The following is a 14,626-nucleotide window of genomic DNA, read 5'->3' on the forward strand; positions in this document are numbered from 1 at the left end:
CTTTTTGATGCCGCCCTCGCCCGGCGCACCGGCGATCGCCCCGCAGCAAACAAGCCGTCATCGATCTGTCATATGAACGTCATCGATCTGGCGCGCGCGACCGATAGCAGCGCGGACAGGAGCATGAGCTTCAGCCAGAGGACATCATCCATGAATCTTCGTAATCTCATCCTCGCCGGCGCGGCGCTCGGCGCGGCGATGCTGCCGGTGCAGGCGATGGCGCGCACCCAGATCCGCGCGGTCGGATCGTCGACCGTCTATCCGTTCGCGACCGCGGTTGCCGAGCGCTTCGCGCGCGCCAACCCGAAATATGGTGCGCCGATCGTCGAATCGACCGGCACCGGCGGCGGCATGAAGCTGTTCTGCGCCGGCGTCGGCGAGCAGTTCCCCGACATCGAGAACGCCTCGCGCCGGATGAAGGCGTCGGAGGCCAAGGGCTGCGCCGCCAATGGCGTGTCGAAGGTCGCCGAGATCCAGGTCGGTCTCGACGGCATCGTCGTCGCCACCGCCAAGGCCTCGCCGCTGTCGGGCATGAGCGACGTCGACATCTACAAGGCGCTCGCCAAGACCCCTTATGGCAAGCCCAACACCGCCAAGACCTGGAAGGACGTCAATCCGAAGCTGCCCGCGCTCAAGATCCAGGTCTACGGCCCGCCGCCGACCTCGGGCACCCGCGACGCTTTCGGCGAGCTGATCATGACCGGCGCCTGCGAAAAGGATCCGGCGATGGCCGCGCTCAAGAAGAGCGACGAGGGCAAGTTCAAGGCGATCTGCACCGCGGTGCGCGAGGATGGCGGCTATATCGAAGCCGGCGAGAACGACAATCTGATCGTCTCGAAGCTCGAAGCGAACCCCGGCACCGTCGGCCTGTTCGGCTACAGCTATCTCGAGGCCAATGTCGCGCAGATCAAGGGCATCGCGATCAACGGCGTCGTCCCGACCTATAGCAGCATCGCCAGCTTCAAATATCCGGGCGCGCGTCCGCTCTACCTCTATGTGAAGCTCGCCCATGTCCGCGCGATCCCGGCGATCGCGCCCTATCTGGCCGAATTCACCAAGGAAGCGGCCTGGAACAAGACCGGCTATCTCGCCCAGCGCGGCCTGATCGCCTCGCCCGACCCGGTCCGCGCCAAGGCAGCCCGGATCGCCAAGACGCTGACCCCGCTCAACTTCGCCGAACTGAAGTAACACGAACCGGAATGGGCGCGCACCCGTTGCCGGGTGCGCGCCCTCCCCTCCCAAGCCGATCTCAGTTGGCGGCGAACGCCGTCGCCGTCGCCCGGCGCGCGATATCGTGCGACCACGCATTCCCGGTCAGCGTCGCCATGTCGATATTGGGCTGCGCCAGCACCTGATCGTAGAGCGCCCGCGCACTCGCCATGTCGCGCTCCTTCAGCCGGATCGCCGCGAGATTGAGCAGCAGCTCGACATCGCGGTCGCCGCGCGCATAGGCGGCCTGCAGCCGCTGCTCGACCCCCGAATAATGACCGCGCACGATCGATCCCGCGCCATAGGGATCGGCCAGCGTCGGCGACGGCGAAGGGCCGGCCAGAGCAGGCGCCGCCACCGCCATGAGCAGCCCCGAAAGCAGATATCCACGCATCGCAATCTCCGATTCGTTTTGTCTATTATTACGAGATTATGACATCGAAGGCCGATTTTCGAAATTATTTTCGGCGTCTGCTGCACTGCATTCGCAAGGGCCGGACCGATAGCATGGCCACCACCGACCCATCTTCAAAAACTATGTAAAGCTCACTTTGATATGTCATAATAATGAGAAATATATAACGACGGCATGATGGTTGAGAATTGAATGACGGTGATTCGGGCAGGTTTGCAGCCCCGATCGAGGCCTGCCCCGACGGTCGACCCGCAGCTGCTGGCCGATGCCCGCGGGATATTGCTCGACTGGGACGGCTGCGTCGCGATCGGCAACCGGATCCTGCCCGGGGCCCGGCGGTTCATCGCCGCCTTCGGCGACCGGGTGGCGATCCTGTCGAACAATTCGACCCATATGCCCGACGCCATCGCCGCGCTGCTCGCCGATGCCGGGCTGGCGATCGCCCGCGAGCGGATATTGCTCGCGGGCACCGAGACCATCCGCTGGGCCGCCGGACGGCGCGCGCCGCGGGTGATGATGTTCGCGTCGAATCCGATGCTCGCCTTCGCCCGGACGCAGGGGCTCGATCTGGTCGACGAGGCCGCCCGGACGCTGCTGCTGCTGCGCGACACCCGCTTCAGCTATGCCAAGCTCGATCGCGCGATCGCCGCGCTGGCCGGCGGCGCGCAGCTCGTCGTCGCCAATGGCGATCGCACCCACCCCGGACGCGCCGGCCGGCCGGTTCCCGAGACCGGGGCGCTGCTCGCGGCGATCACCGCCTGCCTGCCCCGGGTCGACCCGCTGATCCTCGGCAAGCCCGGCCCGCTGCTGTTCGAAAAGGCCTGCGCGACGCTCGGCGTGCGGCCCGACCAGGCGGTGATGATCGGCGACAACCCCGACACCGACCGCGCCGGCGCCGAGGCGTTCGGGATGGCGTCGATCCTGATCGGCGGCGCCAGCGGCCTCGACCTCGGCGATCTCGTGCGCTGACCCTAAAAAGCCCGTACGAGATAGCGCGAACAACGGACCCGCAGGGTCCGCAAGCGCGAACGCGCGCCCGAGCTTATTGCGAGGAAGCCCAGGGGCGCGGATGCGCCCCGCCCGGCGTTTGAGGGCCGATCAAAATCTTTTGATCGAAAGAACGTCGAACGTCTGCCTGAGCGCTTCGGTCGACCGCTCGTAATCGGCGAGCGCGAGCGCGGCGATCAGCGCGTCGACGACGCACAGCTGGGCGATCCGGCTCGCCATCGCCTCGGTGCGGAACCGGGTCTCGCGCGCCATCGTGAACAGCACGATGTCGGCATAGGCCTGGATCGGCGACCGCGCATAGTTGGTGATCACCATCGTCGTCGCCCCCGCCTCCTTGGCGAGCCTGGTCGCGGCGACGGTCTCGTGGGTCGCGCCGCTGTGCGAGATCGTCAGCACCGCGACATCGGGGTCGCAGCGCGACGCGCTGATCGCCTGGATATGGCTGTCGGTGACGACCCGCGCGTCGAGCCCGATCCGCAACATCCGATAATGGGTGTCCTCGGCGATCGGCGCCGACGATCCGATGCCGTAGATCTCGATCCGCTTCGCCGCGCGCACCGCATCGACCGCGCGGCTCAGCGACGGCGGGTCGAGCACCGACAGCGAATCGCGCAGCGCCTGGATCCCCGAATGGAATATCTTGCGGCAGATCGTGTCCATGTCGTCGTCGCGGCCGACATCCTCATGGATGAACTGCACCGGCTGGACGGTCTCCTGCGCCAGGCTGAGCTTGAGATGCTGGAAGCCCGACAAGCCGATACCGCGACAGAAATTGATGATGCTGCCTTCGCTGACCCCGACCGCCTCGGCCAGCTCGGTCACCGACATGCCGACGACCGCGCCGGGATCGGCCAGGATATGGTCGGCGATGCGACGCGCGCCCTTGGCCATGCCCGGCTGGGCGATGCGGATGCGCACCAGCGCATTTTCGACGGGGCGCAGATCGCCGTTCCTGGTCTTCTCGCCGGCCACGCCGTCTCTCCTGCTGTCGTAGGAATGCGCTTTATTCACTCGCACGGTCCGGGGAAAGCCGATTCGTGAGGAGGCAATATATAAATCTCATTTTATGTAATAATATTATTGAGTGATATTCACTCAAATGTCACACGCCTCTCCTATCTGCGGCTCGTCAGCGGTTGCCGCGGCGCAGCATCGAGTCGGACCGACCCGATGCCCATGGCAACCGCATCCACGCCCAGGGGGGACCGAGAAGTGCAGCCTCGTTCGAACATATGTGCCGTCGTCACCGCGCTCCTGCTGTCGGCGAGCGCTTTGCCCTCGATGGCGATCGCCGCCGAAGCCGGGGGCGATGCCGCCGCGGCCGACGAGGAGGCGACGATCCTCGTCACCGGCCGTACCGTGAAGACCACCGAACTCGCCGCCGAGGCGATCACCTTCGGCAACAATGTCCAGATCGTCGATGCGCAGGATATCGCCAGCACCGGCGCCACCAACTTCGCCGAAATCGCCCAGTTCCTGATCAAGGGCGCCAATATCGGCTATTCGCCCGACGAGGGCGAATATACGATCCGGCTCGACGGCGGCGGCGATCGCGACACGCTGGTCGTGCTCGACGGCGTCCCGCTCTACGATCGCGGCCCCGCGCTCGAGGATATCTGGGGATCGACCACGATCGACCCGCACATGATCGAGCGGGTCGAGGTGTTCCGCGGCGGCAACAGCCTGTTCTTCGGCTCGAACGGCGGCATCGGCGTGATCAGCCTCGTCACCAAGAAGCCCGACGGCAACAAGCGCTTCGAATTCGGCGCGCAATATGGCGCGTTCAACACCCGCGAAATCTGGGGCAATGCCAGCTTCCCGCTCGACGCCGACGGCAACCACAGCGTGATGGTCTATGGCGGATCGATCCAGACCGACGGACCGCGCATCTTCGATCCGGCGATCATCGTCGACAATGTCGCCGCCGCCGGCGGCATCCAGAAATATCCGCTCAACCGCGGCAATCTGGGCATCAAATATCTGTGGAAGGTCGACGAGGACACCAATTTCCGGGTCAACGGCCAATATACCCAGATCGAGTTCCAGGATCCCTTCCCCGACAACGAGACCTACTCGCCCAACCGGGTGCGCTACCCGATCGTCGATGCGAGCATCGACCGGCGCTGGTCGGACAATGTGTTTTCCGAACTGACCGGCTATTGGAGCAACCCCAAGCTCAACAACACCGAGACCTTCGCCGAGATCTGCAAGATCAGGCCGAACTGCGTCGACAGCCAGACCGGCAGGACGATCGCCTTCGGCAGCGCCACCGGTCGCTCGATCCCCTATCCCAACAAGGGCTTCGGCAAGGATTCGAAGGTCGGCGGCTTCCGCGAGATCGGCCTGAACGCCCGCAACACCCTGAACTTTCCGAACATCGTCGAGCTGGTCGGCGGCGTCCAGGTGGTGTCGTACAAGAACGACTCCGATCCGGCGTTCAACATCGCCAACACCAGCACGACGATCACCGGGGTCTATCTCGATGCCCGGCCGGTGCTGCCGTTCAGCCCCGACACCAAGATCTCGCTCGCGGTCCGCACCGATTTCGCCAAGAGCTTCAACTCGAAGACGATCTGGAAATTCGGTTTCCGCCAGCCGATCGGCGACTTCTATATCCGCGGCAATGGCGGCACCTCGTACAGCCTGCCGCGCACCAACGAACTGTTCGCGGTCAGCCCGACCCAGGTCGGCAACCCCGACCTCAAGACCGAAGAGACCGAGACCTATAATGGCGCGGTCGGCTTCAGCCGCGATTTCGGCGGGGTCCAGATCAACGCCGAGGCCGGGCTGTTCCGCACCGACATCACCAACCGCATCCAGAGCACCTCGGGCCTGACCCCGAACACCTATTTCAACAATGACGCGACGACGCAGATCCGCGGCATCGCCGCCGATCTCGACGTCATCCTCGGCAAGAATTTCTCGATGAACGTCAACTACACCAAGCAGAAGGCCCGGCTCGCCGGATCGAAACTGCAGATCAACGAGACCCCCGAATATATGATCGGCGGCAATGTCGCCTGGCACAGTTCGAACCAGATGTTCCACGCCACCCTCTATCCGCGCTACCAGGGGCCCGAATATGCGACCGGCGGCGTCAACAACGCGCTGCGCCACAATTTCGGCAATTATCTGGTGGTCAACGCCTCGCTCGCGCTGTGGCTCGGCGACAAGCAGCAGCACCGTTTCCAGCTGCGCGTGGTCAACCTGTTCGACGAGAAATATGCCGAGCGCTACGGCTATGGCAACCAGCGCTTCGGCTCGGCCTTCAACCGCGGCGAGATCGCGCTGAACAGCCCGGCCTATTTCTACGGCTATGAATTCGAGGGCAAGCCGCAGAGCCTCTACGTCTCCTACACCACGACCTTTTGACGCCATGGGCTCGCGTCGCTCCGTCCCTCGCTCGCCCCTTCGGGGCTGCGACGCGAGCCTGTCACATGACGATCGTACCGCGCTGGGTTTGCGATCGAAGGAGGGTTGAGCATGCGACGGTGGTTCATCGCGGGATTGATGGCGCTCGCCATGGTGGGGGCAACGGCGTGCGCGCCCAAACCGGCCGCGCTCCACGTCCTGCTGATTCCCGCCGACGGCGGCACCGAAAGCGGGACGCTCGCCGACTATACCCCGCTGTTCGACGCGGTCGCCCGCAGCACCGGCATCGCCTTCGACCTCAAGGTCGCCCAATCCTATGGCGCGGTGGTCGAGGCGATGTGCAACGGCACCGCCGACATCGCCTTCGTCGGCCCGACCACCTATCTCCAGGCGAAGGATCGCCACTGCGCCGAGCTGCTCGCGGTCGCGGTCAAGGACGGCCAGTCGATCTATTATGCCGGCCTGTTCGCCAGACCCGGCGGGCCCGCGACGATCGCCCAGCTGCGCGGCAAGCGGGTCGCGTTCGGCGACGTCAACTCGACCTCGTCCTTCGTCTTCCCGCTGACGATGCTGATCGATGCCGGGATCGATCCGGTGAAGGACCTCGCCGCGATCCGCATGACCGGCAGCCATGCCGGCAGCCTCGCGGCCCTGCTCCAGGGCCAGGTCGACGCCGCCGCGCTCTCGTTCGACAGCTATGACAAGGCGGTCCGCGAAAACGCCCCCGGGGTGCGCGCGGTCAGGGTGATCGCGCGCAGCGAAGCGATCCCCTACCCGCCGCTGATCGTCAACAGCCGGCTGCCGGCGACGCAGCGCGAGGCGCTCAAGGCCGCGTTCGAAAATATCGCCAAGGCCCCCGGCATCACCCCCGAGATGATCCGCGGCTATGGCGGCGGCCAGGTCGACGGTTATGACGGCCATTTCCCGCCCGAACGCTTCGCCGCCGCCACCCGCAAGATGGCGGTGGTCGACGATGCGCTGAAGGGCGAGATATTGCGCAAGGCCGCCGAGCGATGAGCACAGGAGTCGACCTGCGCATCGAGGGCGTGACCGTCCGCTTCGCCAGCGGCGCCCGCGCGATCGACGGCGTGTCGATCGCCATCCCCGCCGGGCAGTTCTGCGTCATCCTCGGCGCCTCGGGCGCGGGCAAGTCGACCCTGCTGCGCACCGTCAACGGGCTGGTGCGGCCCTCCGAAGGCCGCGTCCTGATCGGCGGGACGATCGTCGAACGCGCCACCCTCGCCGCGCTGCGCGCCCGGATCGGCATGATCCACCAGCATTTCGGGCTCGCCCAGCGCGCCAGCGTCGCCACCAACCTGATCGCCGGCATCGCCCCCGACATGCCCTTGTGGCGGGCATTGTCGGGCGCCTGGCCGGCGGCGCACCGCGCCAGGGCCTGTGCGCTGCTCGCCGCGGTCGGCCTCGACGAGGCGCATCTCGCGCGCCGCGCCGACCGGCTGTCGGGCGGCCAGCAGCAGCGGGTCGGCATCGCCCGCGCCTTCATGCGCGATCCGGCGCTGATCCTCGCCGACGAGCCCGTCGCCAGCCTCGATCCGCGCAGCGCGCACGAGATCCTCGATCTGCTGCGCGGCCAGGCGCGATCGCGGGGCGCCACCGTGCTGTGCAGCCTCCACCAACTCGACCTCGCCCGCGCCTTCGCCGATCGCATCGTCGCGCTCGCCGCCGGCCGGGTGGTGTTCGACGGCACGCCCGACGCCTTCCATGGCGATGTCGCGCAACGCGTCTATGGCGCGCCGCGCCTCGAAGCGGTCGGCATGCCGGTCGAAACGCCCGGCGCATGCGAGGCGGCGGAATGAAGGCCGCCGCCGACTGGAACTTCCCCAGCCCGTATCGCGGGCGCCATGTCGCGATCCTGCTGCTCGGGCTGGCGCTGCTGTGGTTCACCGGCGCGCGGCTCGACATGGGCCGGATGGCGCTGCTGACCGGCGAGGCGGTCCTCGCCCCGCTCGGGCTCGTCGAACGGTCGCAGGTCGCCGACGGGCTCGGCCGGGTCGTCGGCCAGCTCGTGCCGATCCAGATCTCCGACCGCGAGGATATCGGCCGCATCGCCGGTTTCGACCCCGATCACCTGCCGCTGTTCGCCCATCTCGAAACCGTCGAGAGACGCGTCGAGCGGCTCGACCCGGCGACCCTGCGGATGACGGGCCATGTCGAGCGCGCGACCATGCTCGTGCGGCCGTTCGGCTATCTCGGCCATGTCGCGGTCAAGATGCTCGAAACGCTCGAGATCGCCTTGTGGGGCACCTTGTTCTCGGTGCTCATGGGGCTGCCGCTCGGCCTGCTCGGCGCGCGCAACATCGCCCCGCACCCGCTGGTCCGCACCGCCGCGCGCGGGGTGGTGAGCGTGCTGCGGACGATCCCCGAGCTGATCAGCGCGCTGTTCCTGGTCGTCGCTTATGGCTTCGGCCCGATCGCCGGCGTGCTCGCGCTCGGGCTGCACGGCGCCGGCTTCCTCGGCAAATTCTACGCCGAGGACATGGAGAGCGCCGACCCCAAGCCGCAGGAGGCGCTCGAGGCGATCGGCGCGGGACGGCTGCTGATCTGGCGCTTCGCGATCCTGCCGCAGGTGATGCCGCAGTTCATTGCCTACACCCTCTACATCCTCGACCGCAGCGTGCGGATGGCGACGGTGATCGGCCTCGTCGGCGCCGGCGGCATCGGCCAGGAGCTCAAGGGCCGCTACGACATGTATGAATATGGCCATGTCGGCACGATCCTGATCGCGATCCTCGTCGTCGTGCTGCTGCTCGATCACAGCGCGGCGCGGCTGCGGCGCACCTGGCTTTGACCCGCTTTCCTCCCTTCCGACCGGAGCCCAAGATCATGTCGACGTCGAGACGCGATTTCCTGAAGACCGCCGGTATCGCCGGCTCGGCCGGGCTGCTGCCGACGAGCATCGACCGCGCGCTGGCGATCCCGGCGAAGCGCACCACCGGCACGATCAGGGATGTCCGCCATGTCGTGATCCTGATGCAGGAGAACCGCTCCTTCGACCATTATTTCGGCACGATGAAGGGGGTGCGCGGCTTCGGCGACCGCCATCCGATCCCGCTCGAAGGCGACCGGCCGGTCTGGTGGCAGAGCAACGGCGCGCGCGACCTGCCACCCTTCCATCTCGACACCGCCCACACCAACGGCCTCAAGGTGCCCGGCACGCCGCACAGCTTCGCCGACGCGCAGGCGGCGTGGAACCAGGGCAAGTTCGGCAAATGGCCCAAATTCAAGACCGACTATGCGATGGGCTATTATCGCCGCGAGGACATCCCCTTCCAGTTCGCGCTCGCCGAGGCCTTCACCATCTGCGACGCCTATCATTGCTCGGTCACCACCGGCACCGATCCCAACCGCATCGTCTTCTGGTCGGGCTCCAATTTCGATCCGGCGGTCCAGGCGACCGGCGCCAATTGCCGCGACGACAGGTCCGAGCCCAATAATCTGCGCTGCTGGATCAAGGGGGCGCTGCCCGAGCCCGGCTACAGCTATGCCGGCAATGCGCTCGAGTGGGATACCATCCCCGAAGTGCTCGAGGCGGCGGGGGTCGACTGGAAGATCTACCAGGACCCCAACGACAACTGGACCGGGGCGATGCATGGCGGGCTGGCATTCAAGGGCTTCCGCGAGGCCAAGCCGGGCTCGCCGCTCTATGAAAAGGGCATGCGCCATTTCTCGCTCGAACAACTCGCCAAGGACGTCCGCGACGGCACCCTGCCCGCGGTCTCCTGGGTGCTGCCGCCGATGACATGGTCCGAACATCCCTCCACCTCGACCCCGATCGAGGGCGCCGAGTTCACCGCGCGCGTGCTCGACGCGCTGACCGCCAATCCCGACGTCTGGAGCGGCACCGTCTTCTTCCAGACCTTCGACGAGAATGACGGCCAGTTCGACCATTTGCCGCCCGCGGCCCCGCCCTCCTACAACCCCGACGGGACGCTGGCCGGCAAGGCGACGATGAACCTCGCCGGCGAATATTTCGACGACCACAAGGACCAGTATCTGTCGCGCGACGACGCGACCTCGGGCACCACCCGCCCCTGGGGGCTCGGCCCGCGGGTGCCGATGTACGTCGTCTCGCCGTGGAGCAAGGGCGGCTGGGTCAGCAGCGAGACCTTCGATCACACCTCGGTCGGCCAGTTCCTCGAAAAGCGCTTCGGGGTGACGATTCCGGCGATCAGCCCGTGGCACCGCGCGGTGTGTGGCGACATGACGAGCTGCTTCGATTTCGCCGGCCGCGAGGATGCCCGCTTCCCGGCGCTGCCCGACGTCAGCCATTCGGTCGACATCCTCGCCGCACATCTCAAGCGCCCGAAGGCGCTGCCACCGCGCGCGCCCGAGGATCTGTTCCAGGAAGCCGGCATCCGCCGCTCGCGCGCCTTGCCCTATGTCCAGCAGGTCGACGCCCGCTTCGATGCCGGTGCGCGCAGCGTCACCCTCGCCTTCGCCAACCAGGGCAGCGCCGCGGCGGTGTTCCACGTCTACGACAAGCGCCACCTCGACCGCATCCCGCGCCGCTACACCGTCGAGGCCGGCAAGGCGCTCGACGATGTCTGGGCCGCCGATGCCGACGGGGCCTTCGACCTGTGGGTGCTCGGCCATAACGGCTTCCTGCGCAGCTTCGCCGGCGACGTCGTTCGCGCCGCCGCCGCCCCGCGGATCGAGGTCCGCCAGGACGGCAGGCGGCCCGCGCTCGCGATCGCGCTCGACAACCGCGCGACCGCCCCGGCCGAAGCGCTGCTCGACCGCGACCTCTATGGCAAGGCCGCCCCGCTCCGGCTCGCGGTCGCTGGCGGCAAGACCGTCGGCCATCTGTGGAGCGTGCAGGACAGCCACGACTGGTACGACCTGACGATCGTCCTTCCCGGCCTCGAAACCCGCCTCGCCGGCCGCCTCGAACGCGGCCTCGACGGCATCAGCGACCCCCTCATGCGCACCTGATCGCGAACGCCTATTGCGGGGACACTATACCTATTCAAATCGATATAGCGTCCCCGCGTTACACGCACGAACGGCAGCCTGGGGTGGTTTGCGGCCGCAACCATGCTAGGCACGCCGCATGTCAAACACCCACAAACTGTCCGGCACCGTCGATGTCGAAGGACTCACCTATGAATGGGAAGTCCGGCGCGAGCCGCAATGGAGCGAGTCCGAAGGCTGGCAGGGCATGACCGTCGCCCTGCTCCAGAAGGACACCCAGCGCGGAGCCTTGCTCGAATTTCCCCCGCCGAAACGCCTGCTGAAAGGATTGCAGCGCGGCCGGCTCCAGATCAACGACGCCATCCTCGCCCGCGGCATTCGCGCCGCGGTGGCCGCCGGATGGGACCCGGAGTCTCGCGGCAAGCCGATGTGGTTCATGGTCGACGCCGACGGCAACTGATTGCCGTTGCAGGGACGTGGCAACCTCAATTACGCCATGTCCCTGCAATCAGTGCGGCATGCCCAGGCTGTAGCCGACCCGCGGCACCGCCACGAACGGATCGGGGAAACCAACCTCGGACAGCGCCGCGCGCACCCGGCGGACGAGCGAGTCGATCGTCCGGCCGCTGGTGATCCCGCCGCGGCCCAACCGGTCGATCAGTTCGTGCCGGCTGAGCGCCTGGCGCGGATTTTCGAGGAAGATGTGGAGCAGCCCGTAAGCCGCCGGGGTGAGCGCCAGCGGCAGCCCCCGCGCGCTGACCTTGCGCTCGTCGGGGCGCATCACGAGATCGCCGAAGGCGAGCATCGTCCGGCGATGATCCGAGCGCCGTCGGCGTTCGCCGAGCAGCGAGACGATCACCTCGCCGCTCACCGGTTCGTCGATCACCGCGTCGGCGCCCTCCTCGAAACAGCGCGCCCGGGTGCGCGGCGCGCTGCGCGGTACCGCGACGATCAGCTGCGTCCGGCGCGCCCGCGCCGAGCGCCGGATCCGCGCGCAGGCGTCGGCCCGGGCGATGTCGCGCGGCAGCCGTCCGATGATGATCGCGTCGACCGGATGCCCCGCGAGCCGCTGCTCGATCTCGTCGAGATCGGCGACCTCGACATAATCCTCCGGCGTCGCGGACTTGCACGACTGGATCGCGCGCATGACTTTATGGCTTTGATCGAGGACGAGAATCTGCTTCATCACGCTGTGTGAACGCTAGCCTGCGATGTGGAATGCGCCGCGAACGGTTGGATTTCTCTGGCGCCGATGTTTGCGTTTATGTCGCCAAATTATGACAGGCGTATGAAATCGCCGATGGCGCGCGGCCGCGTCCGATCATAGAGAGTCCGGCGCAATGGCGACGATATCCGATCCGATCGGTCCGGTGGTGGACGCGATGCTGCGCCGGGGTGCGCAGCGCCTGCCCAATGCCCGGGCCGAATTGTTCGTGCTGCGCGACTTCCTCGATCCCGAACGCTGCGCCGCGCTGGTCGCGCTGATCGACCGCGACAACCGCCCGTCGACGATTGCCGACGACCGTGGCGAATCCGGCTTCCGCACCAGCAAGACCTGCGACCTCGCCCCGTCCGATCCGCGGACCGTCGAGCTCGATGATATGCTGTCGGCGCTGCTCGGCATCGACCCCGCCTTCGGCGAACCGCTCCAGGGCCAGAAATACGAGGTCGGCAACGAGTTTCGCGACCATACCGACTATTTCGAGCCCAACGGCTTCGACTATCTCCAATATTGCGCCGACAGCGGACAGCGGACCTGGACGGCGATGCTCTATCTCAACGTCCCCGGCGCGGGCGGCGCCACCCGCTTCCGCCATCTTGACCGCACCATCCAGCCCGAAATCGGCAAGCTCGTCGTCTGGGCGAACATCGCTCGCGACGGCGCCCCCAATCCGCTCACCCTCCATGCCGGGATGAAGGTGCGCCGCGGCGCGAAATATGTGATCACCAAATGGTATCGCGAGCGACGATGGCCCACATAACGCCAATCTAAATTGCGATCGCGGCGTATGTCACAATGACGTAAGCCTGTTGTAACAAATCGGCCATGAGCCGCCCCTAACTGCATGCCTCGACGGGTGCGGCCGACGAATCGGCACGCCCCCCGGACAAGCAAAGGGGCTATCATGAACTATTTCCGCACCATCCTGATGCTCGGCAGCGCGCTCGCGCTGACGGCCTGCGGCGGCGCCGACGATGTCGCTTCGCCCGGCGAAGGCACGATCATCACGCCGACGCCGACCCCGACGCCCACTCCGACCCCCACCCCGACCCCGACGCCCACCCCGGGCCAGGCGGCCGCAAGCTGCCCGACCGGCACGATCGACCGCGGCACCATCACCGCCGCGCTGCGCAACTGCGAACTGTCGGGCCGCATCAACGCCGACTACACCGTCCAGAAGCTCCCCGGCGTCGTCTATTCGCTCGCCGGCCCGGTCAATGTCGGCACCGACATCGGCGGTGACGGCGCCGCCGCCGGCGGCAGCCGCGCGACCCTGACGATCCAGCCCGGCGTCGTGATCTTCGCCTCGGCCGGCAACGACTATCTGGTCGTCAACCGCGGCTCGCGCCTCAACGCGATCGGATCGGCATCGAGCCCGATCATCTTCACCGCCCGCGACAATATCCTCGGCACCGCCACCGACAGCAGCCAGGGCCTGTGGGGCGGGATCATCCTGCTCGGCCGCGCCCCGATCTCCGACTGCAACACCGCGGTCGCCGGCGGCAGCGCGCAGTGCCAGAATGTGATCGAAGGCACCACCAGCTCGCTCTATGGCGGCGCCGTCGCCGACGACAACAGCGGCACGCTGCAATATGTCCAGATCCGCTATTCGGGCTTCGCGATCGCCCCGGGCAACGAACTGCAGGGCCTGACCCTGGGCGGCGTCGGCAGCGGCACCACCCTCGACCATATCCAGGTCCACAACAGCTCGGATGACGGCATCGAGATCTTCGGCGGCCGCGCCAATCTGAAATATCTGATCATGACCGCCGCCGACGACGACGCGCTCGATACCGATCTCGGTTATAAGGGCTTCGTCCAGTTCGTGATCGCGGTCCAGCGCGACGCCCAGAACGGCGACTCGATGATCGAAGCGGACTCGAACGGCAACGAAGACGCGCTGCCGCGCCAGAACACCCGCCTCGCCAACTTCACCTTCGTCCAGCGCTCGACGGTCCAGGGCGGCAACGTCATGCTGCTGCGCGGCGGCACCGACTATACGATGGTCAACGGCGTCGTCACCGGCACCGGCAGCTGCCTCGACATCGACGAGACCGGCACCACCACCACCCGCGCGGCCAATACCGGCCTCGACGATGTCGGCCCGCCGGTGTTCAACTCGGTCGTGCTGGCGTGCGCCACCGCGCCCTACCGCGCCGACGGCAACGAAGCGGCGGTGCAGACGATCTTCACCGCCGGCACCAACAACAACCCGGCCTTCACCTCGACCCTGACCAACGTCTTCGTCGACGGTGCCAACGAGCGTGCGGTGACCCCGTTCAACGCCTCGACGCTCGGCAGCTTCATGGTCGCCACCACCTATATCGGTGCAGTCCGTGACGCATCCGACACCTGGTACGCCGGCTGGGCGTGCAACTCGGTAACCGCTTCGTTCGGCAGCACCAGCGCGGCCTGCACGGCGATCCCGACCAACTGACCGGCGCTTGCCTGATTTGACGGGCGGCGGT

Annotated in this window: 13 protein-coding genes; 10 read left to right on the forward strand and 3 right to left on the reverse strand. The window is 66.9% G+C overall.

Features of this window, described 5'->3' with window-relative positions:
• Positions 1 to 150: 150 nt before the first annotated feature.
• Positions 151 to 1,188, forward strand: a complete 1,038-nt coding sequence (locus tag AC1RM6_RS19635) for a substrate-binding domain-containing protein (protein ID WP_493104309.1) — start codon at positions 151 to 153, stop codon at positions 1,186 to 1,188.
• Between the two features lie 61 nt (positions 1,189 to 1,249).
• Here the strand turns inward: AC1RM6_RS19635 and AC1RM6_RS19640 are convergent, their stop codons facing one another.
• Positions 1,250 to 1,603: a hypothetical protein gene (locus tag AC1RM6_RS19640; protein WP_493104311.1), complete on the reverse strand. Its 354-nt coding sequence runs from the start codon at positions 1,601 to 1,603 to the stop codon at positions 1,250 to 1,252.
• A 213-nt stretch (positions 1,604 to 1,816) separates the two neighbouring features.
• On the opposite strand from AC1RM6_RS19640, the gene AC1RM6_RS19645 reads away from it, so the two are divergent.
• Positions 1,817 to 2,593 carry an HAD-IIA family hydrolase gene (locus tag AC1RM6_RS19645; RefSeq protein WP_493104314.1) on the forward strand — a complete coding sequence of 259 codons (777 nt, stop codon included), beginning with the start codon at positions 1,817 to 1,819 and terminating at the stop codon, positions 2,591 to 2,593.
• 129 nt (positions 2,594 to 2,722) lie between these two features.
• On the opposite strand, the gene AC1RM6_RS19650 is transcribed toward AC1RM6_RS19645, so the two are convergent.
• Positions 2,723 to 3,604, reverse strand: coding sequence for a MurR/RpiR family transcriptional regulator (locus AC1RM6_RS19650; protein ID WP_493104317.1), 882 nt, complete (start codon positions 3,602 to 3,604; stop codon positions 2,723 to 2,725).
• A gap of 240 nt (positions 3,605 to 3,844) precedes the next feature.
• Here AC1RM6_RS19650 and AC1RM6_RS19655 point away from each other — a divergent pair, with 240 nt between their 5' ends.
• From AC1RM6_RS19655 to AC1RM6_RS19680, 6 genes are all read left to right on the forward strand, one after another.
• On the forward strand, positions 3,845 to 6,004 hold the full coding sequence (locus AC1RM6_RS19655) for a TonB-dependent receptor plug domain-containing protein (protein WP_493104319.1): 2,160 nt from the start codon (positions 3,845 to 3,847) through the stop codon (positions 6,002 to 6,004).
• Positions 6,005 to 6,115: 111 nt separating this feature from the next.
• Complete coding sequence (locus tag AC1RM6_RS19660; RefSeq protein ID WP_493104321.1) at positions 6,116 to 7,021, forward strand: phosphate/phosphite/phosphonate ABC transporter substrate-binding protein; 906 nt, start codon at positions 6,116 to 6,118, stop codon at positions 7,019 to 7,021.
• Complete coding sequence (locus AC1RM6_RS19665; protein ID WP_493104323.1) at positions 7,018 to 7,821, forward strand: phosphonate ABC transporter ATP-binding protein; 804 nt, start codon at positions 7,018 to 7,020, stop codon at positions 7,819 to 7,821. The genes AC1RM6_RS19660 and AC1RM6_RS19665 overlap by 4 nt, the downstream gene beginning before the upstream one ends.
• Positions 7,818 to 8,813 carry a phosphonate ABC transporter, permease protein PhnE gene (gene phnE, locus AC1RM6_RS19670; RefSeq protein ID WP_493104325.1) on the forward strand — a complete coding sequence of 332 codons (996 nt, stop codon included), beginning with the start codon at positions 7,818 to 7,820 and terminating at the stop codon, positions 8,811 to 8,813. Before AC1RM6_RS19665 ends, phnE begins: the two co-directional genes overlap by 4 nt.
• Before the next feature lie 35 nt (positions 8,814 to 8,848).
• Complete coding sequence (locus tag AC1RM6_RS19675) at positions 8,849 to 10,957, forward strand: phosphocholine-specific phospholipase C (protein WP_493104326.1); 2,109 nt, start codon at positions 8,849 to 8,851, stop codon at positions 10,955 to 10,957.
• A gap of 118 nt (positions 10,958 to 11,075) precedes the next feature.
• On the forward strand, positions 11,076 to 11,396 hold the full coding sequence (locus tag AC1RM6_RS19680; protein ID WP_493104328.1) for a hypothetical protein: 321 nt from the start codon (positions 11,076 to 11,078) through the stop codon (positions 11,394 to 11,396).
• 48 nt (positions 11,397 to 11,444) lie between these two features.
• Here the strand turns inward: AC1RM6_RS19680 and AC1RM6_RS19685 are convergent, their stop codons facing one another.
• Complete coding sequence (locus AC1RM6_RS19685; RefSeq protein WP_493104330.1) at positions 11,445 to 12,122, reverse strand: winged helix-turn-helix transcriptional regulator; 678 nt, start codon at positions 12,120 to 12,122, stop codon at positions 11,445 to 11,447.
• A gap of 154 nt (positions 12,123 to 12,276) precedes the next feature.
• On the opposite strand from AC1RM6_RS19685, the gene AC1RM6_RS19690 reads away from it, so the two are divergent.
• Together AC1RM6_RS19690 and AC1RM6_RS19695 are read left to right on the forward strand one after the other, a co-directional pair.
• A complete protein-coding gene (locus AC1RM6_RS19690; RefSeq protein WP_493104332.1) occupies positions 12,277 to 12,918 on the forward strand; it encodes a prolyl hydroxylase family protein in 642 nt (213 codons plus the stop codon).
• Between the two features lie 144 nt (positions 12,919 to 13,062).
• Positions 13,063 to 14,595 carry a beta-helix domain-containing protein gene (locus tag AC1RM6_RS19695; protein ID WP_493104334.1) on the forward strand — a complete coding sequence of 511 codons (1,533 nt, stop codon included), beginning with the start codon at positions 13,063 to 13,065 and terminating at the stop codon, positions 14,593 to 14,595.
• The last annotated feature ends 31 nt before the right edge of the window (positions 14,596 to 14,626 follow it).

It is taken from the genome of Rhizorhabdus sp. GW822-FHT03C02 (assembly GCF_058801765.1).

Bases quoted from the DNA above. Each gene is read 5' to 3' on its own strand.
- AC1RM6_RS19635 (WP_493104309.1), top strand. From the start codon at position 151: ATGAATCTTCGTAATCTCATCCTCGCCGGCGCGGCGCTCGGCGCGGCG.
- AC1RM6_RS19665 (WP_493104323.1), top strand. From the start codon at position 7,018: ATGAGCACAGGAGTCGACCTGCGCATCGAGGGCGTGACCGTCCGCTTC.
- AC1RM6_RS19660 (WP_493104321.1), top strand. From the start codon at position 6,116: ATGCGACGGTGGTTCATCGCGGGATTGATGGCGCTCGCCATGGTGGGG.
- AC1RM6_RS19690 (WP_493104332.1), top strand. From the start codon at position 12,277: ATGGCGACGATATCCGATCCGATCGGTCCGGTGGTGGACGCGATGCTG.
- AC1RM6_RS19680 (WP_493104328.1), top strand. From the start codon at position 11,076: ATGTCAAACACCCACAAACTGTCCGGCACCGTCGATGTCGAAGGACTC.
- AC1RM6_RS19645 (WP_493104314.1), top strand. From the start codon at position 1,817: ATGACGGTGATTCGGGCAGGTTTGCAGCCCCGATCGAGGCCTGCCCCG.
- phnE (WP_493104325.1), top strand. From the start codon at position 7,818: ATGAAGGCCGCCGCCGACTGGAACTTCCCCAGCCCGTATCGCGGGCGC.
- AC1RM6_RS19675 (WP_493104326.1), top strand. From the start codon at position 8,849: ATGTCGACGTCGAGACGCGATTTCCTGAAGACCGCCGGTATCGCCGGC.
- AC1RM6_RS19695 (WP_493104334.1), top strand. From the start codon at position 13,063: ATGAACTATTTCCGCACCATCCTGATGCTCGGCAGCGCGCTCGCGCTG.
- AC1RM6_RS19640 (WP_493104311.1), bottom strand. From the start codon at position 1,603: ATGCGTGGATATCTGCTTTCGGGGCTGCTCATGGCGGTGGCGGCGCCT.
- AC1RM6_RS19685 (WP_493104330.1), bottom strand. From the start codon at position 12,122: ATGAAGCAGATTCTCGTCCTCGATCAAAGCCATAAAGTCATGCGCGCG.